This window comes from Wolbachia endosymbiont of Pentalonia nigronervosa (assembly GCF_014534705.1).
GTDB lineage: Bacteria > Pseudomonadota > Alphaproteobacteria > Rickettsiales > Anaplasmataceae > Wolbachia.
Map to the genome: position 1 here is coordinate 1 of NZ_JACVWV010000001.1, position 21,107 is coordinate 21,107.

20 protein-coding genes, 1 tRNA gene and 1 pseudogene are annotated in these 21,107 nt (G+C 34.3%); 9 read left to right on the forward strand and 13 right to left on the reverse strand.

The features are described 5' to 3' along the window. The 5 genes from IC220_RS00005 to typA form a co-directional block, all read right to left on the reverse strand. The coding region (locus IC220_RS00005; RefSeq protein WP_369408739.1) for a transposase at positions 1 to 135 on the reverse strand (135 nt) is incomplete at its 3' end. Between the two features lie 12 nt (positions 136 to 147). Next, positions 148 to 573 carry a ComF family protein gene (locus IC220_RS00010; protein ID WP_223158709.1) on the reverse strand — a complete coding sequence of 142 codons (426 nt, stop codon included), beginning with the start codon at positions 571 to 573 and terminating at the stop codon, positions 148 to 150. A 49-nt stretch (positions 574 to 622) separates the two neighbouring features. Further along, positions 623 to 1,153: a cytochrome c oxidase assembly protein gene (locus IC220_RS00015; protein ID WP_188152572.1), complete on the reverse strand. Its 531-nt coding sequence runs from the start codon at positions 1,151 to 1,153 to the stop codon at positions 623 to 625. 13 nt (positions 1,154 to 1,166) lie between these two features. Next, a complete protein-coding gene (locus tag IC220_RS00020; RefSeq protein WP_188152573.1) occupies positions 1,167 to 1,889 on the reverse strand; it encodes a Bax inhibitor-1/YccA family protein in 723 nt (240 codons plus the stop codon). 141 nt (positions 1,890 to 2,030) lie between these two features. Then, positions 2,031 to 3,863, reverse strand: coding sequence for a translational GTPase TypA (typA, locus tag IC220_RS00025; RefSeq protein WP_188152574.1), 1,833 nt, complete (start codon positions 3,861 to 3,863; stop codon positions 2,031 to 2,033). A gap of 239 nt (positions 3,864 to 4,102) precedes the next feature. Here typA and IC220_RS00030 point away from each other — a divergent pair. Continuing rightward, positions 4,103 to 4,176: transfer RNA gene (locus IC220_RS00030), tRNA-Arg, on the forward strand. A 107-nt stretch (positions 4,177 to 4,283) separates the two neighbouring features. Here the strand turns inward: IC220_RS00030 and IC220_RS00035 are convergent. Continuing rightward, positions 4,284 to 6,617: an ankyrin repeat domain-containing protein gene (locus IC220_RS00035; RefSeq protein ID WP_188152575.1), complete on the reverse strand. Its 2,334-nt coding sequence runs from the start codon at positions 6,615 to 6,617 to the stop codon at positions 4,284 to 4,286. 196 nt (positions 6,618 to 6,813) lie between these two features. Between IC220_RS00035 and murG the strand changes: the two genes are divergently transcribed. From murG to IC220_RS08165, 3 genes and pseudogenes are all read left to right on the forward strand, one after another. After that, a complete protein-coding gene (gene murG, locus IC220_RS00040; protein ID WP_188152576.1) occupies positions 6,814 to 7,848 on the forward strand; it encodes an undecaprenyldiphospho-muramoylpentapeptide beta-N-acetylglucosaminyltransferase in 1,035 nt (344 codons plus the stop codon). A 76-nt stretch (positions 7,849 to 7,924) separates the two neighbouring features. Beyond that, a complete protein-coding gene (gene mutS / locus IC220_RS00045) occupies positions 7,925 to 10,336 on the forward strand; it encodes a DNA mismatch repair protein MutS (RefSeq protein WP_188152577.1) in 2,412 nt (803 codons plus the stop codon). 286 nt (positions 10,337 to 10,622) lie between these two features. Next, positions 10,623 to 10,728, forward strand: a pseudogene (locus tag IC220_RS08165) (IS982 family transposase); the annotation flags it as partial. Here the strand turns inward: IC220_RS08165 and IC220_RS00050 are convergent. From IC220_RS00050 to hflK, 7 genes are all read right to left on the reverse strand, one after another. Further along, positions 10,700 to 11,326 (reverse strand): SURF1 family protein, encoded by a 627-nt coding sequence (locus IC220_RS00050; RefSeq protein ID WP_188152578.1) that lies wholly within the window; start codon positions 11,324 to 11,326, stop codon positions 10,700 to 10,702. The pseudogene IC220_RS08165 and the gene IC220_RS00050 sit on opposite strands and share 29 nt — an antisense overlap. A gap of 1 nt (position 11,327) precedes the next feature. Beyond that, complete coding sequence (gene bfr, locus IC220_RS00055) at positions 11,328 to 11,804, reverse strand: bacterioferritin (RefSeq protein ID WP_188152579.1); 477 nt, start codon at positions 11,802 to 11,804, stop codon at positions 11,328 to 11,330. Between the two features lie 53 nt (positions 11,805 to 11,857). Beyond that, positions 11,858 to 12,343 (reverse strand): RDD family protein, encoded by a 486-nt coding sequence (locus tag IC220_RS00060; RefSeq protein WP_188152580.1) that lies wholly within the window; start codon positions 12,341 to 12,343, stop codon positions 11,858 to 11,860. Positions 12,344 to 12,351: 8 nt separating this feature from the next. After that, a complete protein-coding gene (locus tag IC220_RS00065; protein WP_188152629.1) occupies positions 12,352 to 12,990 on the reverse strand; it encodes an HAD family hydrolase in 639 nt (212 codons plus the stop codon). A gap of 93 nt (positions 12,991 to 13,083) precedes the next feature. Beyond that, on the reverse strand, positions 13,084 to 14,553 hold the full coding sequence (locus tag IC220_RS00070; RefSeq protein WP_188152581.1) for a DegQ family serine endoprotease: 1,470 nt from the start codon (positions 14,551 to 14,553) through the stop codon (positions 13,084 to 13,086). A 3-nt stretch (positions 14,554 to 14,556) separates the two neighbouring features. Next, a complete protein-coding gene (gene hflC, locus IC220_RS00075) occupies positions 14,557 to 15,423 on the reverse strand; it encodes a protease modulator HflC (protein WP_188152582.1) in 867 nt (288 codons plus the stop codon). Positions 15,424 to 15,425: 2 nt separating this feature from the next. Next, entirely contained in the window at positions 15,426 to 16,454 is a 1,029-nt protein-coding gene (hflK, locus tag IC220_RS00080; protein ID WP_188152583.1) for an FtsH protease activity modulator HflK, read from the reverse strand. Between the two features lie 399 nt (positions 16,455 to 16,853). Between hflK and IC220_RS00085 the strand changes: the two genes are divergently transcribed. From IC220_RS00085 to rplT, 5 genes are all read left to right on the forward strand, one after another. Further along, entirely contained in the window at positions 16,854 to 18,776 is a 1,923-nt protein-coding gene (locus tag IC220_RS00085; RefSeq protein WP_188152584.1) for an actin-bundling T4SS effector WalE1 family protein, read from the forward strand. 215 nt (positions 18,777 to 18,991) lie between these two features. Beyond that, positions 18,992 to 19,777 carry a succinate dehydrogenase iron-sulfur subunit gene (locus IC220_RS00090; RefSeq protein ID WP_188152585.1) on the forward strand — a complete coding sequence of 262 codons (786 nt, stop codon included), beginning with the start codon at positions 18,992 to 18,994 and terminating at the stop codon, positions 19,775 to 19,777. A gap of 233 nt (positions 19,778 to 20,010) precedes the next feature. Beyond that, on the forward strand, positions 20,011 to 20,454 hold the full coding sequence (locus IC220_RS00095) for a PAS domain-containing protein (protein WP_188152586.1): 444 nt from the start codon (positions 20,011 to 20,013) through the stop codon (positions 20,452 to 20,454). 67 nt (positions 20,455 to 20,521) lie between these two features. Continuing rightward, positions 20,522 to 20,728 (forward strand): 50S ribosomal protein L35, encoded by a 207-nt coding sequence (rpmI, locus tag IC220_RS00100; RefSeq protein ID WP_188152587.1) that lies wholly within the window; start codon positions 20,522 to 20,524, stop codon positions 20,726 to 20,728. A 17-nt stretch (positions 20,729 to 20,745) separates the two neighbouring features. Then, complete coding sequence (gene rplT, locus IC220_RS00105; RefSeq protein ID WP_188152588.1) at positions 20,746 to 21,105, forward strand: 50S ribosomal protein L20; 360 nt, start codon at positions 20,746 to 20,748, stop codon at positions 21,103 to 21,105. Positions 21,106 to 21,107: the final 2 nt, after the last annotated feature.

Here is a 21,107-nt window from a genome sequence, read left to right on the forward strand (position 1 = left end):
TCCTGTTCGCCCTATCCACATCACTGCTGCTATGAACTTTCTGTTGTCCTTTGCACTCCTTCCACTATCCCCTTTCTTTCCGGGTAAACTCTCCTTTATCCTTTCCCATTGCTTATCTTTTAAGTCGTATAACATCCTTAGCTTCTCTCAAAAATTGTTATTATAACTCCTTTCTTTTTGAATGTCTACACTACCTAATGGTACAGGAATAATTACCTCAACATCATGAAATATATCTTTATGAGTTTGATACATCCACTTTGCAAAAATTTTCACATAATTTAAATTATCGAAAAACTTAAAGTTTACTATCATATTTTTACTATTTTGATCATAGGCAAAAACTGATCTTAATACCTTGAATTGCGGGGGATTAGCAATGCATTTACCACACGTATAAATGTTGCCTGCAATTACTGAGCCACAAACATTGCAGTAGTGTTTAGTTAAAAAATTGATTTTTTTGTTACATTCATTGCATAAATCAAGATTCTCACCAATGATGCACTCACAACTTGCACATACATTAGGAAATATTAGATTTTTAGCTTTGGTCAGTAGTGCAAAGCTCATAATTTAAATTATATTAATATAATAACTATATTATATAATAATTTTAGTATTATTTAAGCTTAAAAAACGTATATGATAAAGTAATTTCACTTAAATCTTTAGTATTATGATCACGCATTATTTCAGGATCTACAAAAAAAGATACTGGCATAGCCGTCTTTTGTCCTGGCAACAACATTTGCTCTTCGAAGCAGAAACATGCAACTTTATTGAAATACTTACCTGCTTTAAAAGGTGTGACATTGTATACAGCCATTCCATACAGAGGCTGGTCAGATAGATTTTTTGCATAGTAGAAAGCTAAGCTTTGTTCTCCTATTTTTGTATCAATGTAATTAACTTCCGGACTGAACTCCCAAGGTAAACCAGGTATCACATCAGCATTAAAATAAACCCTAAGTTTTTGATCAGTTGTATTTACTGTTGCATTGATCACCTTTTTTGTCGTACCACCATACCCGGTAGCCTTACAAAAGATACTATATAGTGGCACTGATGCATATGCAAAACATAGCATTGATATCACTAATGATACTAAAAAGAAAACTATAGATTTATTCTTCTTAGAAAAGAAGAACATCTAATATCTATTTCTAATCTCTATTATTAAGCAGGTTTAGTAACCTGAGTAAATTGAGAAATATGTTGATAAAGTCGAAATAAAGACTAGTTGCACCTAATATTGCCAATTTCGTAGTTGCAACTTCTGATCCATCATTGAACCTATAATAAACGTCTTTAATTCTTTGAGCATCATACGCAGTCATTAAGGTAAATACTATTACTGATACAAACGATACTGCAAAATAGAGCGAACTGCTTCCAAGAAAGAAATTTACTAGAGACGCAATAATTAATCCCCAGACTCCCATAATGAGAAAAGAACCCATACTTGTTAAGTCCTTTTTTGTATTATTACCATACAGAGCCATAGAACCGAACATTATTGCTGTAATGAAAAATGCTCTTGTTATATTTGCCGCAGTATATTTTATAAAAATATACGACATAGAGGCCCCCATTAAGGCTGAAAACGCAAAGAACATGACAATCGTGGCTTGAGCGCTAAGTTGTGGAAGTTTATAATACATGAAAAATACTAGCACAATTGGAGAGAACATTACCATGAGTGATAACATAGGATTAGAATGTATCACTTGGAATAAACCAGAAGACACAACAAAAAATGCGACCAATCCCGTAACCCCAAGAGCTAAGGCCATATAATTATATACCTTAATTAAATAATCTCTTAGTCCAGCACTATAGTAAGCACCCTGAGAGCGGATATCTTGTTCATTTTTCATATAAGACATAATTCAACTCCTTTCATCACCTAGTAGCAAAACATATTATAATACAAAATTACATTTTTATCAAGTTAAGAGTTACAATGATCTATTCTACCTTAACTAAAAATTCATTAATAACTTTTCTCTAAATTACCTAATATAAGTTTACTCTTTACGCATTGCCCTACCAGCACGCTTACGTTCATTAGGGTCAAGGAATTTCTTTCGTAAACGTATAGATTTTGGTGTTACTTCCACCAATTCATCATCATCTATATACGCTATCATATCTTCCAGTGTCATTATTTTCGGTGGAGTGAGTTTAATAGCTTCATCACTTCCTGATGCCCTTACATTTGTTAACTGTTTGCCCTTTAGCACATTTATTTCCAAGTCATTATCACGACTGTGCTGACCAACAATCATACCACAATACACTTTATCTTGTGGTTTGACAAACATTGTTCCTCTATCTTGTAAGTTGAAAATTGCGTACGCCACAGCTTCACCTTTATCTGTAGAAATTAAAACGCCATTCCTCCTACCAGAAATTGAACCTTTATGTACAGCATAACTATGAAATAAACGGTTAATTATCCCTGTACCTCGAGAGTCAGTTAAAAACTCCCCCTGATACCCAATGAGTCCTCTTGATGGCACTAAAAATGTCAATCTTGTTCTACCATTACCAGAAGGCCTCATATCAATAACTTCACCTTTACGGAAGCTAAGTTTTTCCATGATAATTCCGCTATATTCATCGTCCACATCAATAACTACTTCTTCAATAGGTTCAAGTTTTTTTCCACCTTCTTCTTTAAATAACACTCGAGGGCGTGAAACAGAAAGCTCAAAACCTTCCCTTCTCATATTTTCAATCAACACCCCAAGCTGTAATTCACCACGTCCTCCTACTTCAAATGCTTCACCACTTGGTGTTGGAGTCACAGTAATTGCAACATTGGTCTCTGCTTCTGCATATAGACGATCTTTTATAACAGTGGAAGTAAGTTTTGTACCCTCCTGCCCAGCAAAAGGTGAGTCATTAACACTTAGAGTAATTGCCATTGTTGGCGGATCAACAGGAGTTGAACTTATTGCAGTTGTTACTTCTGGTACCGCTATAGTATTTGAAACTGAAGCTTCTTCAAGCCCTGCAATTGCAATGATATCTCCTGCTACAGCCTCCTCTACTGGAATACGTTTTAACCCAGAAAATGATAGTAACTTTGTTAATCTTCCACGCTCAATTATCTTTCCATCTAGATCAAGCACCTTAAGATCTGAATTAACCTTTGCAACACCTTGATAAACCTTACCTGTTAGTATTCTTCCAAGAAATTTATCAGATTCAAGTAATGTAACCAGCATAGCAAATGATGCATCTTGATCATAACTAGCAGGTTTTATATAGTCCAAAACTGTTGAAAATAAAGGAGCTAAATCTTTCCTTTCATCAGAAAGCTCTTTAGCACACCAACCATTTCTCCCTGAAGCATACAGCACAGGAAATTCTAACTGTTCGTTTGTTGCATCTAGATTGAAAAAAAGTTCATATATTTCATTCAATACTTCATCAATTCTACTATCGGGACGATCAACTTTATTGATTATTACTATCGGCTTTAAATTTGCTTTTAGTGCCTTCGATAACACAAACTTAGTTTGTGGCATTGGACCTTCTGCAGCATCAACCAACAACAACACTCCATCTGCCATACATAACACTCTTTCTACTTCTCCACCAAAATCTGCGTGTCCTGGAGTATCTATAATGTTAATTTTTTCTTCATTCCACATAATTGATGTGCATTTTGCAAGTATAGTAATCCCACGCTCACGTTCTTGATCGCCACTATCCATTATTCGCTCTTGAATCTCTTGATTCTCACGAAATGTACCACTTTGTTTTAGCATATTATCAAGTAAAGTAGTTTTACCGTGGTCAACGTGAGCGATGATTGCGATGTTGCGTATTGATTTAAATCCCATTGCCATAAATTTTAAAATTATAATTGTAACATATAAGATTTAATTTTATAACAAGTTTTGCAATAAGTCTAGTATTGCTTTCATAAAGAAATTAGATCACTTGAAAAACCTATTTCTGATGGTAGTGTTGCAGTCAAAGCTTGTCTATGCTTCTCAAACACATCCAAGAGACACAAGGTCTATTCTCACATTTTACATGAAATATCTTGACTTTAGGCCTGTTCAGAAGCATTTTATATGTATGTGTGCCTGTAGCTCAGCTGGATAGAGCAGCAGCCTTCTAAGCTGCGGGTCGTGGGTTCGAATCCCTCCAGGCACGTTCTCTTTAGATCTATCTACACTTTCTAAATATATGATCCCAAAGCGCATTAAAAAAATCAGTGAATAATGCAGGCAAGCTTTCCTGCCTGCATTTTAAGAGGTATACTACTTACAATTACCAATGGTTTGTTTTTCCTTATGTTCTACACGATTCTGCCATTGTTTTCCATCTCCGTCTGAAGAATTTTGTGGTGGTAGCTGTTCTACAACACTCTGGCATTTCTTATCATTTCCCTCCTTTTCTTTCTCTGGGGATTTTTGTTTTTGCTGCTGTTTTACACGATTCTGCCATTGTTTTCCATCTCCTGTCTTTTCTTCTTTTGGAGGGTTTGTATACTCATGCATTACTTCAGGCATTGGAAGTTTTTCAGATCTGACAAAGAACCCTTGCTTAATCGCTTCATTTACTGACAATCCTCCTAGTGAACAGTTAATACCTATTTTTTCATTGCTATCTAACTTTGCTAGTGTCTCTTTATCCATAACTTCCACTTTTACTAGATCTTTACTCTTTTCGTTAGTATATAACCTAACTTTTAACTCTCCTGCACTAGTATGGAAAGTTAATACTACATCACTACCATCTGCAAGATTAGTGTAATTCCTCTTGCCATTATGTGTTTCAATTTCCGCTTCACTTTTTCCAATTCTTATTATATCTTTGCGTGTTTCAATTTTCACTTCATCTTTTCCACATGCTATCTTTCCATTTACTAATCCTAAATTTCTTGCCCCACCTATAACTTTTGCAACATCTATTTTACTATCTTTTGAAAATTCTAGGAAAAAAGTAGTGTTATCCATTATTGCACTATTCAATTTACCACTAATTACAGCACCTTCTGCCATCTCCACAAAGTTCCGATTGAAATTCAAATGCGTGTCATAAGCTTTGATTAGACTTGTATGTCCTCCAGGCTTTAATGCTTTATCAAAAAGCTCTAAACTATTTCTATTGCCTGATACTGCTCCTCGCAATACCAATTCGCATATTATATCACTAGCAACCTGAGGATTTTCTTCTAACTTACCAATTCTGTCTATCACAGAATCTAAAAGATAAGTCTGATTTTGATCAGTATCTTCCCTATGATATTGAATAAAATTCAACATTATTCCAGAATTAATATATTGATTTACATATTTCTGTAATTCAATCATATTCTTAACTTGCGATAGCCCATTCATGAACTCAAGTCTCATTTTATCTTGTTGTTTTAAATAAGCATCAAACAAACTTTGTGTTGCTTTTTTATCTCCTTCTTCTACCATACATACTTCTCTTTTGACCTTGACTACTCCTATCACCTTTGCCGCGTCTTCCACAAGCTTCCTTACACGATCGCATGCACTATCTTTAGGCAACGTTTCGTACACCTTTATAACACCTTCTTCGTTCCTATGACTTAAAACTGTCTTTAAATCTTCATTGCCCTTATTCTGATCAAGAAATTTTTCTAAATCTTCAACATTTTTGTTGTTAAGTCTAGGTGGAGATATCCAGTCGGTAAATTCATATGTACTGTTAATCAGCCTATATAGCTTTTCGTACAATTCTTTTTGTGTGCTACTAAAGAAGCATTCTGCGTTATAAAAATTATTATCACTTGCAATTTGCATAGGAGTTTTTTTATCATTATCCATTGCACTAAGGTCAGCTCCATTCTTTAAGAGCAAATTTACACACGCTATAGTTTCATCATTAGGACAAATATCATCAGCACAATAATGTAAAGCTGTTTTTTTTCTGTTATCCTGCATGTTTGGATCAGCTTTATTTTCCATGAGTAAACTCACAAGATCATATTTGTCAGCAATATAATGTAGAGGAGCTCTTCCTGCATGATCCTGTATGTTCGGATCAGCTCCTGCCCCTAAGACACACTTCGCTAAGTCATAGTTATGACTCATACATAGTACATGCAACAATGTTAACTCAGATTTCCCCCTTTTAAGATCAAGAACAGCTTTTAAGTCTTTATCAAAATCTTTGTTATCCTTATTGTTATCTAACAATTCTTTAAGCCCTAAAATATCATTGCTCTTGATAAAGTTAAGAAGTTTTATATTTAGCTCTTTTTGACCTTTTGGCAAATCCAGATCACACGCTTCGACACGCCATTGCAATATCACTTGATCTTCATGTTCGTATCTATGTTGATAAGTCGAATTGACAGAAGATAAACGTAAGTTTTGTTTAATGAATTCATAATAATCTTGTTCTGCTGATGAAGTGACTGCTTTCATCTGTGAACCCTTATTTTTTGGTGAAGTGATTGTTTTTGCCTTTGCCTTTGCCTTTGCCTTTGATCCATTTGTTTTTGGCGAATCACCATCGCCATCCCAATTCCAATCCAAATCATCTTGTTCAGTATGAGTTCCTTGAAAAGAATTAGCAAGAAAAGGCAAGCTTTGTATAGTCTTTGAAAATTTAGACATATTGTACCCCCTAAATTATATTATACATTAAGTATAGTATATGTTGTATGTGACATTAACGCAAGCATCAAATTCTCCTTTCATCGTCAGTTAACTGTTCTTTAAGTTTTCAACCATCATTTATAGTTTCACAATTTTGTACGTGCAAATTGTTACATGGTAGTGAATAATCAGGCATTGGTTTGTTATTTCACAGATGGATATTATTCTAGCAACTGGCGGGACGGGTGGACACATCTTTCCGGCTATCACCTTAACAAAAGCATTAAAAACTCAAGGCTATAAATGCATATTATTCACTGACAGGCAGATAAGCAGAGATACGGACATAGAGAATTATGTGCTGCCATTATGCAAACCAAGTGTTCACAAGCTTAAATTTTTTTTCTTACTGTTTTGTAGCTGCATATCAGCACTATATCACATAAGAAAGTTAAAACCCAAATTAGTTATTGGTTTTGGTAGCTACGCATCTTTTCCGACCCTTCTTGCGGCAAAAATTCTTTCAATACCTATAATTTTACATGAACAGAATGCAGTACTGGGAAGAGTAAATAGATTTTTTTTCAAGAGTGCAAAACTTGTTGCAACCAGTTTTCCAACAACCAAGTATGCACAAGGAAATAAATGTGTTGTTATTGGAAATTTTGTTGGTGAGAAAGTGTTAGAAACACAAGATATCACAGAAAATTTCAATATATTAATAATAGCAGGTAGCCAAGGTGCCAACTTTTTCGATGATGTAATAAGCAGTGTCATCTGTGATTTGCCTAAAACACTAAAGAAAAGAATCAAAGTAACGCAACAATGTACAAAGAAAAATATAAGTAAGATTGAGAATCTATATAAGAACAAAGAAATCAATTTTGAATTAAGCGAATTTTTTGATGATATAGAAAAGAAATTGGCTAGTTCACATCTAGTAATTAGCAGAGCAGGAGCAACTTCAATAGCAGAAATCACCCTTTCTAGACGTCCTGCTATATATATTCCATATCCTCACTCAAAAGATAATCATCAATTTTATAATGCAAAGCATATTGAAAACTCGAATGCAGCGGTAATAGTTGAACAGAATAGTCAAGCAAAAGAAAATTTAACGAAATTATTAGTCGACTTATTAAGTAATCCTAAAAAATTATATAATATGGCTAATAGTACTGAAAAAACAGAAATGAAGGATGGAGTGACAGAGTTTATTCAGATGTTAACACTAAAACACTTTTTTTAAGAACTTATTTCTAAATCTTTATATAAAATGGGTTATAATACACTATGTTAATTGTTTGTTGCTAATACAGAATACTATGGATTTAACAAAAGAAAGAGCAACTCCTGTAATGGAGCAGTATTTAAATTTAAAGGCTCAATATAAAGACTATTTGTTATTTTACAGGCTTGGAGATTTTTATGAGTTATTTTTTGACGATGCTATTCAAGCAGCAAAACTGCTGAATATAATATTAACCAAAAGAGGTAACTCGAACGGTAAAGATATACCTATGTGTGGTGTGCCCGCTCATAGTAGCGAATCTTATCTGCATAAACTTATAAATTTAGGATTTAAAGTTGCAATCTGTGATCAACTAGAAACAGCAGATGAAGCAAAAAAAAGGGGATATAAATCTATAGTAAAACGTGATGTGGTAAGAATCGTAACTCCAGGCACAGTGATTGAAGATTCGTTATTAGAGAATAAAAACAATAATTATCTTGCGTCTATTGTTGAAAAAGATGGCGAATATGCTATTGCTTGGCTTGAATTATCTACAGGAAAGTTTTTTTATTCTTCTGTAAGTCTCAAGACATTAGATAGTGATTTATTACGTATTTCACCAAGGGAGTTACTGATTTCCGAAAAAATGGCAGAAGAAGAAGAAATTAGGTCAATTTTAAAGAATTATAAGATATCAATCACGCAGCATGCACAGAATTGTTTTGAATACAACAGATCTCACAGAACTCTGTGTGAGTTTTATAAAGTTAAGGGACTCGAAGTTATAGGCAATTTCAACAAAGTGGAAGTTATGGCATGCGGTGCCTTACTAGAATACGTAAAAGTAACACAAAGGGGTTCTGTTCCCAGACTTGAATTTCCTAAAACTTATAAGCAACAGAATTTTATGCTTATTGATGCTTCAGCAAGGAGAAATTTAGAGTTATTTTCAACTCAATTTGGCGAAAAAAAAGGCTCTTTAATTTCAGTTATTGATCACACAGTTACAGCACCTGGCGGACGTCTATTAAAGCAGATGCTTTCTTCACCACTGGTTTGTCCTAAAGCAATTAACTTAAGGCTTGATACCGTTAAGTTTTTTGTGGACAATCACGAATTTTGTGGGAAAACAAGAGAGATACTGTCTAGTATTCCAGATATCGAAAGATCATTATCGCGTCTAATGCTAGGAAGCGGCTCACCTAAAGATCTTAATCTGTTGAAGATAGGGCTCAACAAAATTTTAAAATTATCTGAGTTTCTACATACAGTGAAATCAAGCGAAAACGAATTGGAAATCATATACAAAAGCCTAGGTGATCACAAAGATATGTGTGAATTTCTCAACAACGCTATTCTGGATAATAATGTCAGCAACGTAAGAGAAGGCGGATTTATTGATCCGAATTATAATGCAGAATTATCTGAGCTGTCTTATATATTAAATAACAGTAATAAGTTGATAACTAAGCTACGTACTTCCTATCGCGATCTTACTGGCATTGCAACGCTTAAAATACTGCATAACAACATACTCGGCTACTACATTGAAGTTTCATCGAATCATAAGATAACTTCAGATATCTTTATTCACAGACAAGGTTTGGCAAACAGTTCTCGTTACACTACCAACGAATTAAGAGAGTTAGAAAATAAAATCCTTACTGCACGTGATGCTGCAATTAATTTGGAAATTAAAATTTTTGGTGCACTATGTAGTAAAATTGCTGAAGAATATGAAAAAATTGCCCTTGCTGCCAATGCCTTAGCAAAACTTGATATCAGAACTGCATTTGCAGAACTTGCTGTGAGGAACAAATACGTGAGACCAGTTATTGATGACAGCAAGGAGTTTAATATCTTAGGTGGTAGGCATCCTGTAATTGAAGTAAATAATAAATTTATTCCAAATAGTATTGACTTGGCTGGTATACATTTAATTACAGGACCTAATATGGCTGGAAAAAGCACCTTTTTAAGACAGAACGCTTTAATTGCAATTCTAGCCCATATGGGGTCATTTGTACCTGCAGAAAGTGCACATATTGGAGTAATTGACAAAATATTCAGTAGGGTTGGTGCAACAGATAACATAGTGGCAGGTTATTCTACTTTTATGGTAGAGATGATTGAAACAGCAACAATAGTAAATCAGGCCACAGACCGTTCTTTAGTTATTCTCGATGAAATTGGTAGAGGTACCGGAGTGTACGATGGGTTGTCAATTGCTCAAGCAGTAATAGAACATATTCATGACGTAAATAAGTGTCGAGCTATTTTTGCAACCCATTACCATGAGCTCACTAAAGTGAGTAAGTATTTAGATCGTGTAAAGTGTTTTTGTGTAAAAATAAGAGAGTGGGACGGAAGGGTTATATTTTTGCATGAAGTAATCGAAGGAATTGCCGATGAATCATACGGAATACATGTGGCAAAGCTTGCCGGTTTTCCTGAATCAATTTTAAGCAGGGCGAGTGAGGTATTTCAAGATTTAGCTAAATGATTTAGTGTCCCCATCGGGGATTATAAAAACCCCTCGCCTTGAGGAGAAGGACAAGTTATAATAAGACCCCCTGCAAAACCGATTTCTGACGGCAATTTTGTTTACCTACGCTCCTCAAATACATCTAGGTGTATGGTCCCTAAGTATTCTGCGGTGCTCACCTGCGTTTCTCCTAAAACGTTTCTCGTCATAAATCGGTTTTGCAAGAGGTCTATTACAGATATAATGCACACTTCAAGCATGATATGAACTTTGAAAGAGGTCTGATGTCTGAAAAATAGGCTGGCACACCAGACATAGATCTCCTGCTGGTGCATATTTTTTCAACACTTATTTCATATTGCATGAAGCGAAAAAAGCCCTCTATTTCTCAGTTTTACTGCCATGGTTAATCCGCAACTGGGGTTTGTAATAAACTATACACATAATTAACCAAATTAAGGCAAGCAAAAACCAAGTTACTGCATATTCCAAATGTTTCATTGGCTGTATAACTAGTTTATCACTTAAGCTATCTTGCCATAATATGCACTTTTCTAGCTTTATACCCAATTCATTTGATATTTCTTCTGTGTTAAATGTAAACCACATATTTGCAGACACATCATTTTTAATAAACCAATTTTTTTTGCTATCACAATATAATACCCCTTCAGTCACTACTTTTTTCACCTTTACTTCCCTTTCTTTTTTCTCACTGGTTATTCCTTTATTGATTAACATATAATTTCCAGTGGTGAGTAGCATAGGAGATAATATATAATACCCATGTTGTCCCGCAAAAACATATAGCTCTACATTACTTAATACTCCATCAATTTTGACATGCCGGTAGTTAAACTTTTCAAGATCATCACTAATTAACAGGTGTATTATTGGAAGATTCATACTTTTTATGATATCATTCTTCCAGTTCAACCTGAACACTTGCCATAATCCTAATGAAAAAAGAAGTGTGAAGATTAAAATGAAGACTATTCTTTTTAACACTTTATACTTGCGTTCTTAAATAATTTTCAATACCCATTAATGCGATAAGATCCATCTGCTTTTCAAGCCAATGAAGATGTTCTTCTTCATTTTTCAATAATTCTTCTAGGAGCATCACGCTAACAAAATCTTTCTCTTTTTCAGCAGTAGAAATTGCTTCTCTGATATCCTTTATACCTTTATCTTCTAATTTTAAATTAGCTGACAAAATTTCTTTTATCGTGTCTTTTGTGAATTTTCCATCATATTTTGATATCTCATTTGTATCCTGAAAATTTGGTATTCCTTTCAGTAATAAAATCCTTTCCGCTAACTTATGTGCATGCTCAAGTTCTTCATTAAGCTCATCTTTCATCTTTTCCGCAAGTTTACTAATCCCATGGTTCTTAAGCACTGCAAAATGTGAAAGATATTGACGTACAGAAGTCAATTCATTTGTCAACAATTTATTAAAATGTTCTAACATTTGTTTATTCATAATTTCTCTTTAGTTTAAATATAATCTATACAATATAGATTGTCATATAGCAATCATTTAACAGCACCCCTGACAACAACTGTATCAAATAATATATCATGAAACGTTTGTCTGTTTTTAGAGAAACAAGCTACCAGATACCAACAGAGAGTGAGCAGCATTATAGAAACTTTCAATATATTCAAAACATTTATTAACGTATCTTGCTCTACAGAAAAATCAGTCAAAATGGCTATGACGCTATTTAATGAAGGAAGAAAGAACTGAGATATACTTCTATCAAATGCTAAATTTATATCTATCTTTGGATAATTCATGCTAATAGTATATATATCCATCAACTTCTGGCCAGGAGTTGCCTGAGCATTTGCAGATATAAAGTAAGTAAAGTAACTACAATTTATACACATGCATGATAAATGAAAGATCAACGGAAAATCTCTTAATAATACAGTAATCAATATGGTTGGAATTAATAAAATTACTATATCTATTAAATACGCACAAAAACGCCTTTGTATGCTTGAAATCTCAATCACAGTAGTTATTACCTATTTTCTAAATATTTTACTATAAAGTCTGTAAGTTTATCAAAACATTGAAAACATAACAAATCTTCATAACCGCTCATTGACTGATTGTATACAATAGGCAAACAATTTGCACCTTTTGCACATAAAATATCTGTAATACTATCTCCAACAAAGAACACATTTTCTTGATTTATCGGTAATGTACTTTCTTCTAATGCAAATAATACAGGAGTTATAGATGGTTTATCTTCTGTAGTATCACCTGATCCAACTATTCTAGTAAAATAAGAATCTAACTTAAAATGGGCTACTTCTTTTTGCAAATTGGTATTTTTTTTATTGCTTACTATGGCTAGATAAACATTGTGGCTTTTTAATGTTTTTAACATTTTTTCCACTCCTTGGTTTAAAGTAATATTTTGCAAGAGTGCCTTATCTAAATATTGCTGATATATTGCATTGGCTTTTTTCCACTGCTCACCAAATAACCCAACCATGTAATCTTTTCTTGATTCATGAGAGTTTCTATCCGCAGTTTGATTTCTATATCCCATTGCATTTATAGTATGCTTTATAGCATTAAAGATATTATCCTGAGTGTCAACCAGGGTATTGTCCCAGTCAAATAATACTGCTAATGGGTTGTTTGCCATTTTTTTCATTAATATATATTTCAACTTAACAAGTAAACAGTACTTTAATACAAAAGTATTAGCAAGTGCTACACTTCTTGCAGATTATGTTCACTACTCTTTCTTCAATTTAATTGAAGTGAAAAATTGATTACCATTGCGATAAATAAGTAACATAATTGCATCCTTGCTGCTTTTCTTTACTGCTAAATTAATTTGCTTTTGAAAATCACTAGTACTTTCAATATCGTTTCCATCCACTTGAATAATGATATCCCCTTTTCTAATATCACGCAGTGCAGCATTACTATTACCATTAACGTTAGTGACTACGACACCTTTCTTAGGCATATCACCTTTATTTTCCCTAAAATCATTTGGTAAATTTGAAACAGTTAAGCCTGTTATATAATCAGATTTCGATTTATCTTCCTCTTGATTATAAACATCATCTTGATTATCCCCTGTAAACTCTTCCACCACAACCTTGATATTCACTTCTTTGCCTTTTCTGAGTAGCTTAACTTGCACTTTTTTCTTAGGCTCAGTTCTGGAAACCATTTGAGGTAATTGTGTCATTCTATCAATTTGTTTGTTATCGAACTCCAGTAATATGTCACCAACTTTAATCCCGCCTTTTTCTGCAGGGCTATCTTTAATTATACTTGAAACCAACGCACCTTTTGTATCTTTTAAACCTAAAGACTCAGCAAATTCTTTTGTTATTTGTTGCACTTGTACACCAAGCCAACCATGTTTTATTTTTTTACCACTTTTTAATATATCAATGATCGATATAGCAAAATTAGATGGAATAGAAAAACCTACACCCACATTACCGCCAGATTCAGATGGAGAATAAATAGCAGTGTTAATGCCTATAACTTCCCCATTAAAATCAAATAATGGACCTCCAGAATTTCCTTTATTGATTGCAGCATCAGTTTGAATAAATTCACTCATAGTGCCAATACTAATATCTCTAGACCTAGCAGAAATAATTCCTTTACTCACAGAACTACCTAAACCAAATGGGTTGCCTATAGCTATAACTGAATCACCAACTCTTGCTTTACTGGAATCACCAAATTTAACAGAAGGAAGTGCCTTATCAGAATTGATCTTAAGTACAGCAAGATCAGTCTGTAAATCGTAACCCAGAACTTCGGCCTTGAAATAAGAGCTATCATTCATAGTTACTGTTATTTCTTTGGCATTTCTAATAACATGATAATTGGTAACTATAATCCCGTCTTTATCTATAATAAATCCAGAACCAAGAGATACTACCTCCTTATTAGTGTGAGGGCCTCTATCCATGAAAAACTGATCAAATTCATCAAAAAACCTCCTAAATTCGTCAAAAAAATTGTCCTTAGGAGCAGCAGGTGTTTTGGCTCTGTTACTATTTTCTTGTTTAATTATTTGTTCGCTTGAAATATTGACAACTGCTGGAATCAGGTCTTCCACGAGATCAGCGAATCCTTGATCACAGCTGCAAAGATTAGATTTACTAGCAGCTTCAGCGTATGAAAAGAATGAGATAAAAAAACATATAAATATAGATAAAAATTTATTTTTCATAAGTTATTTCCAACCCTTATTTAAAATATCCAAAAAACTATTATTTGGCGAAAGCACAAATCTAGTATTGTCACTCGGGAATGACTTACTGTACGCAATCATAGAACGATAAAAGTTAAAAAACTCTTCATCAACCCTAAACGCTTCATTATAAATTTTAGTAGCTTCAGCATAACCACGACCTCTTATTTCATGTGATTCTTTCACTGCACTAGAGATAATCTCTCTTCTTAATTTATCAGCTTTCGATCTAATTTCTTGGCCTGCTTGTTCCCCTTCCGCTCTAATTTCTTTTGCCTCTTTTTCTCTCTCTGTTTGCATACGGCGGAATATTGCAGAGCTATTTTCTTCCGGCAAATCTGCTCTCTTAATTCTCACATCTATTATCTCTATACCAAACTTTTCAGCTTCAGAGTAAACACCGCGCTGAATCAATTGCATAACTTCTGATCTCTTTTCATTCAGCAAACTAATCAATGAAAATCTACCTATATTTTCTCTAATATGTGCTTCCATAATTGGGTACAGCCTTCTGGTTAGCCCTGATTCATTTCTCACAACTTGATAAAAAACAATAGGCTTTATTATCTTATACTTTGCATAAGCATCTACGATAATACGCTTTTGGTCTGCAGTAATTACCTCCCTTGGAGTACTATCGGCTTTTAAATCTAGGACCCTTTTATCAAGAAACACCACGCTATTTATGAATGGTAATTTAAAATATAATCCACTCTCTCTAATATCTCTAACAACTTTACCTAATTGAATAACAATTGCTTGTTTTGTCTCAGAGACAATAAACATTGAATTAAATAGAACAATCAACAAAGTAACAAAAATAAAAGAAATTTTAACACTACGATTCATAACTATTTTCCTAAATTTGTAAGGGGTAAATAAGAGAACATACCTTTTAAATCATCAGTAACGACAACTTTATCTGCTTTATTAAAGATATTTTCCATAGTCTCAAGGTAAAGGCGATTTTTCACGAGAGAAGGATTTTGTTTATATTCCTCATAAAGAGACATAAAACGATTTGCGTTACCTTTTGCTTCATTTATTGCCTCATTTTCATATGCTTCTGCATCTAGTTTTATCTTTATCGCTTCACCTTTTGCTCTAGGTATAACGTCATTACTATAAGAGTGTGCTACATTTATGGTGCGTTCCTTATCTGCACGAGCACTTTGGACATCTCTAAATGAGTCAATCACCTTTGCTGGTGGATCGATTTTTTTCATTTGCACAGATAAAACTTCTATACCCATTTGATATCTATCAAGAATCTGTTGCAATAAAGCTCTGGCGTCTCGAGAAATTTCTGCTCTACCCTGTCCCTCTAGTGCAAAAGAAATAGTATTCTTACCTATAATTTCTCGCATAGCACTTTCAGCAGCATTCTTAACACTTAAACCTGATCTAGAATCACGCACTTTGAACAAATAATCCTTTGCATCTCTAACGCGCCATTGCACTTCAAAGTTGACGTTTACTATATTTTCGTCTCCGGTGAGCATTATACCCTCACCACGATCTATATCCCGAGTATAAGAACTGCTGACTCCAATTTCTTCGCGATTTATTTCCTTCACGTTGACTTTTAAAACCTTACCAACAGGGTAGGGGAAATGATAACGTAACCCAGATGTTTCTGTATTAGAATATTTACCGAAAGTAAGCTCCACGCCTTCTTGACTTGGGTGCACAATATAAAAACCGGTACAGACATAGATCAGCAAGATCGCAAAAATGACAAAATAAGGTTTTTTGCCTCTGTTTTTGGTTAAATAAGCAACCAAATGCTTTAAATCAGATATAGCCTTACTCAAGACATTTTCGTTATTGGGGTCTCTTGGTTTTTTACCAAAATCCCAGGGATTGTACTCATTAGACATAACTATTTGTTCTATGGTAATGTATTGATCTTACTTACCTAATCAAAAGATGCAAATATAAATTATTACTTAATTAGTAGAATATGATCATACACTTCTCTTTCTCTGTGTAGTATAGTTGACTCTATTGAAGTTTCCGGTTTCTTTTTAAATTCATCACCCTTGAGGTGTATAACATCCTCATGGCAGCTGGTGTAATACTGCAAAAGTAAACCAACCAGTATTGTAGCAATTAGCAAGATGAATATTTTTTTCATACTTTATAAATTTCTACACGTACAAGAAAAAGCGTCAAGCGAAATTATTTAGCAAAAAATTAATATTTGCAGCAAATTTAATACTAATTTAATAATTGAGAATATACAATTAAAGCATGTTTATTAATATTGAGGATACAAAATGACACACAAACAACAAAATGCCAATCCTAACGTTCAGGGAAGAGTTCACAACACTGCTCCTGTTAATGGTATAAAAGCTTCAGAAGACGATGCTAAATTCGTAAATCCAACATACGGCTGGGATGGCATGACTGGTCAAGACCAATCTGTTAGCGGTGATTCTCATCATAGTGAAGATGATTTAGATCAAATAAGTGCTGAATTACAAGTGTTAACGGAAAAATTAGATGCTGAAATACAAGCGTTAGATAATAAAGGAAACGCCCAGAGAAATCCTAGCCCAACTTGGGGTGATAATAATAATGTTGAAGCTGGATCAAACCCTGGTTTCACCGATAACTTTGCTAATTGGGACCACTTCAGTGTTACCGCGTCTCATGAACCATTTGGCGATGCTGTTAACAATCAGAGAGATGTAAAAGTTCTTAGAAACTTTGCTCCCGTTATAGCTAATCCCACTAGATTAGCAAACTTCGATAATGAATCACGTCCATACAGATCAAGTCATCTTAATGATGAAGGCTACGACAGCAGTCCTGATTATGGTGACGATTTAGACCACGAGTCAGAAGAAGGTAATAAAAAATTCAAATTCCCAAAGACAAAAGAAGAAGCCGCTGAATTGTTTGGTATAGCAGGAAAAAGATTTTCTGAATTGCCGATAGAGAAGCAAGTGATTTTGGGTGCTGCTGCAGGTGCACTACTTGCTATAGCACTTCCAGTTTTATTATTTGCTGTAGCAGTCATTGCAGCAGGTGCTGTAGTAGGCGCAGCAGGTGCTGTAGTAGGTGCAGTTGTGGGTGCAGGTTTATATGCTGGTGTAAAAACAGTTCAAGGATTTAATTGGACAGCGAAAAAAACAATTGAGGGTACTAAAATTGCTGCGGGGAAGATAGCAAGCGCTTATGCTGCTGCAGATCAAAAAGTAAGAAAAGCGACTAGCGATGGGTTACGCAGTGTAGCAAATCGGTTGGAAAAGCTGGCTGGTAAGACCAATCACCCAGAAGAACTAACGAATCTTGATGAAACTACAAAAGAAAACTGCAAGAAAGCAGTGAAAGTGCTTCAGGATAAAGTTCTTGGTAATCCAGATTTTTCACAAGAAGAACGGGAGTCTATTGTGGCAGCTACGATGGGAAAAGTAGCATTTAAGCTAGGCTTGAAGATAACAACTCAGGAGAACATTACAAAAGACCCTAATGCAACAGAATACGCAAGAGAGGAAGCACAAGAATACTGCGAACTGTGGACAAAACAGAAAAATTTTATTAGTGGTCTGAATTTTAAAAAATTGGGTAACCTTCTTGATAGTGAATACAAATCAGCGCCTAGGGATCTTTACTTATTCAAAACTGCTCTTGCTGATCATCATGGAGAAGTCAATAGTGCTGTACATGAGGCAGTACAGGAATTCTTGGAATACAAACAAGAACGTGCAAATGCTGCTTCAAATGCAGAAAGCAAACCAAAACTTTTCGGATGGTTTAAATCAAAACCTAAAGCAGTATCCGATGATTCAGGATTGGAGAGTGACGCTACCTCTCAAACATCACTCAGTGAAAGCTTGCCTGAAAGTAGACGTGGCAGTTACGCTGGTGAACATACTGAAGATAGAGCAACTCCTCTTGTTACATCTAGGCCGCATGTCCCAAGTTATGGTACCTTCTCATCACCAAACAATATATCTGGTAGTGAGAGTGATAACTTAGCTAATAGTGGTAGCAGCAACTCACTAAGCAATGGCAGTGCTGATAGTGGAGTTAACTCACCTACTGAAGGTTCACCTGTACATGGTAACAATTTACTTAAACCTAATCTAGGTGAAATAGGTCAAACTAGATTAAAGAATACGGGTGACTTGCGTAGGCTCGTGAATGTTGACATTGAGCGACATGTTGGTAATGAGGTAACGGTGAACTAAGGTAGTAAAATTCTGCTTTATTCAAAAGAGTGTTACTAGCTAGTAACACTCTTTTTGCCTCACTTTCTACTCATCTCATTCCTTTTTATCATATCTTTGTTTTATAGCTGGCCAATGTCACTGACTTTTAAGTCAAGTGCTTGCTGTTAAATAAAAAGTATAGTGATAATATCAAAATATGTTATCCTAAAGATTTTGGTCTAATATTATAACATATGGTACAATTTTCTTTACCACGAAATTCTAAAATCAATCAAAAAGGCAAAACTTATCCTGTTCCTGCTGATGCGAAGAATATTAGAAGATTTAAAATTTATCGCTGGTCTCCTGATGATAAGAAAAATCCAAGAATAGATACATTTTTTATTGATATGGACAATTGTGGTTCTATGATACTTGATGTGCTAATAAAAATAAAAGATGAAATAGACTCAAGTTTAACCTTTAGACGCTCTTGTAGAGAAGGAATATGTGGGTCTTGTGCAATGAATATTGATGGAGTTAATACTCTAGCATGCACTAAGTCTGTGCACGATATACAAGGTGATGTAGCAATATACCCATTGCCACATATGCACGTAATAAAGGATTTGGTACCAGACTTAAGTCACTTTTATGAACAATATAAGACAATTAAACCTTGGTTACAGGCTGATAAGCCTGCAGTGGGAAACAAGGAACATATACAATCTCCTAAAGAGAGAGAAAAATTGGATGGTCTCTCTGATTGTATATTATGCGCTTGCTGTTCTACGAGTTGTCCAAGTTATTGGTGGAATAGTGATAAGTATTTAGGTCCAGCTGTACTATTACAAGCATACAGGTGGATTGTCGATAGTCGGGATAGCAAAGCAAATGAGCGTCTTGATGCTTTGAATGATCCATTCAAATTATATCGCTGCCACACAATAATGAATTGCACTAAAACCTGCCCTAAGGGACTTAATCCAGCGAAAGCAATAGTAAAAATTAAGCAGCTTATGGTGCAAAAAATGGATTAAACTTAAATAAAGGTTGTTTATTGTCCGTAAAAGATCTGTAGGCCTTTCTTGAAATTTATTTTCTAATATAATCACCATTATAGTTAAAAAATTAACTCATTTTTGAATTTGAATCATGTTTTAACTATTAATTATAGAAAGTTTATATAAATTTAAACCAATACTATACATCCTGTGGTAAGAAAAAATAAATATATTCAATATAAGTTCTTTGTTTTACATGTGGAAATCGAATGGAAACATACGTAGGCAAAGAAAGAAGGATAGTGAATGTAGTTGCTAAGCATTGGAGTGATATAAAAGGTTCAGATAGAGACTGGCCTGAAAGAAACGAAATAGATACTGCAGAAATCATGGAATCATGGCAGCATAGTTTTATTATTGAAGTGAAAGATCAAGGCTATGTCTGTGAAAATGCAGGAGAAAAGGCTGTTGAATTCTATGGTTTTCAGAAAGAAATGCGCATTGATAATCGATACTCGATTGATGCACCGTTTTTGCGGCTATATAAAATAGATGCAGTACTTGAAAAATTCGATACAGTGGTGGAAAATGGTTATCCAGTGACTGAGCAAGAAGAAAGTGAAAGCATCAAAATAAGACAGGTATTATTGCCACTGGGTGATAAAGGTAATGTAAGCCATATATTGGGTGTGATCACATTTAAGCTTCTTTAAGTGAATAATTTTAGTTTGATTATTTAATAAAATTATTTATACTGATACTTGATTGCTTATTTAGAATATGAAGAAAATAAAATTGAAGACTAAATCTTCTGTTAAAAAACGTTTTAGCCTTACAGCTAAGGGTAAAGTTATTGCTACTCAATCAGGCAAGAGACATGGCATGGTTAAGAGAAGTAAGTCTAACATTCGTAATCAGCGTGGTACAACAATTCTTGGTAAATCTGATTCACGTATAGTGAAACTTTATATACCTTATGGTCTTTAAAATGGAGGTAAGATAGAATGGCTAGGGTAAAGCGCGGAGTTACTACTCATGCTCGTCATAAAAAAATATTGAAATTAGCGAAGGGTTATAGGGGACGTGCAAAAAATTGTTACAGAATTGCACTGCAGAGAGTTGAAAAGGCATTACAGTATGCTTACAGGGATAGAAGAAACCGCAAGCGTGATTTTCGTAGTTTATGGATAGTGCGTATCAATGCAGCAGTAAGGGAACATGGGCTTACTTATGGCAAATTTATTCATGGTCTAACGCTTGCTGGTATTGATTTAAACAGAAAAATTCTTGCTGAAATGGCTGTTAATTATAAGGATGACTTTGCTAAGCTAGTAAAAACCGTAAGTGAGAAGTTAGCGGTATAGTT

Coding starts and splice junctions, on each gene's coding strand:
- IC220_RS00085 (WP_188152584.1), top strand. CDS start 16,854: ATGACACACAAACAACAAAATGCCAATCCTAACGTTCAGGGAAGAGTT.
- rplT (WP_188152588.1), top strand. CDS start 20,746: ATGGCTAGGGTAAAGCGCGGAGTTACTACTCATGCTCGTCATAAAAAA.
- IC220_RS00035 (WP_188152575.1), bottom strand. CDS start 6,617: ATGTCTAAATTTTCAAAGACTATACAAAGCTTGCCTTTTCTTGCTAAT.
- murG (WP_188152576.1), top strand. CDS start 6,814: ATGGATATTATTCTAGCAACTGGCGGGACGGGTGGACACATCTTTCCG.
- IC220_RS00010 (WP_223158709.1), bottom strand. CDS start 573: ATGAGCTTTGCACTACTGACCAAAGCTAAAAATCTAATATTTCCTAAT.
- IC220_RS00065 (WP_188152629.1), bottom strand. CDS start 12,990: ATGGCAAACAACCCATTAGCAGTATTATTTGACTGGGACAATACCCTG.
- IC220_RS00090 (WP_188152585.1), top strand. CDS start 18,992: ATGGTACAATTTTCTTTACCACGAAATTCTAAAATCAATCAAAAAGGC.
- bfr (WP_188152579.1), bottom strand. CDS start 11,804: ATGAATAAACAAATGTTAGAACATTTTAATAAATTGTTGACAAATGAA.
- typA (WP_188152574.1), bottom strand. CDS start 3,863: ATGGCAATGGGATTTAAATCAATACGCAACATCGCAATCATCGCTCAC.
- mutS (WP_188152577.1), top strand. CDS start 7,925: ATGGATTTAACAAAAGAAAGAGCAACTCCTGTAATGGAGCAGTATTTA.
- IC220_RS00015 (WP_188152572.1), bottom strand. CDS start 1,153: ATGTTCTTCTTTTCTAAGAAGAATAAATCTATAGTTTTCTTTTTAGTA.
- IC220_RS00070 (WP_188152581.1), bottom strand. CDS start 14,553: ATGAAAAATAAATTTTTATCTATATTTATATGTTTTTTTATCTCATTC.
- IC220_RS00020 (WP_188152573.1), bottom strand. CDS start 1,889: ATGTCTTATATGAAAAATGAACAAGATATCCGCTCTCAGGGTGCTTAC.
- hflC (WP_188152582.1), bottom strand. CDS start 15,423: ATGAATCGTAGTGTTAAAATTTCTTTTATTTTTGTTACTTTGTTGATT.
- hflK (WP_188152583.1), bottom strand. CDS start 16,454: ATGTCTAATGAGTACAATCCCTGGGATTTTGGTAAAAAACCAAGAGAC.
- IC220_RS00095 (WP_188152586.1), top strand. CDS start 20,011: ATGGAAACATACGTAGGCAAAGAAAGAAGGATAGTGAATGTAGTTGCT.
- rpmI (WP_188152587.1), top strand. CDS start 20,522: ATGAAGAAAATAAAATTGAAGACTAAATCTTCTGTTAAAAAACGTTTT.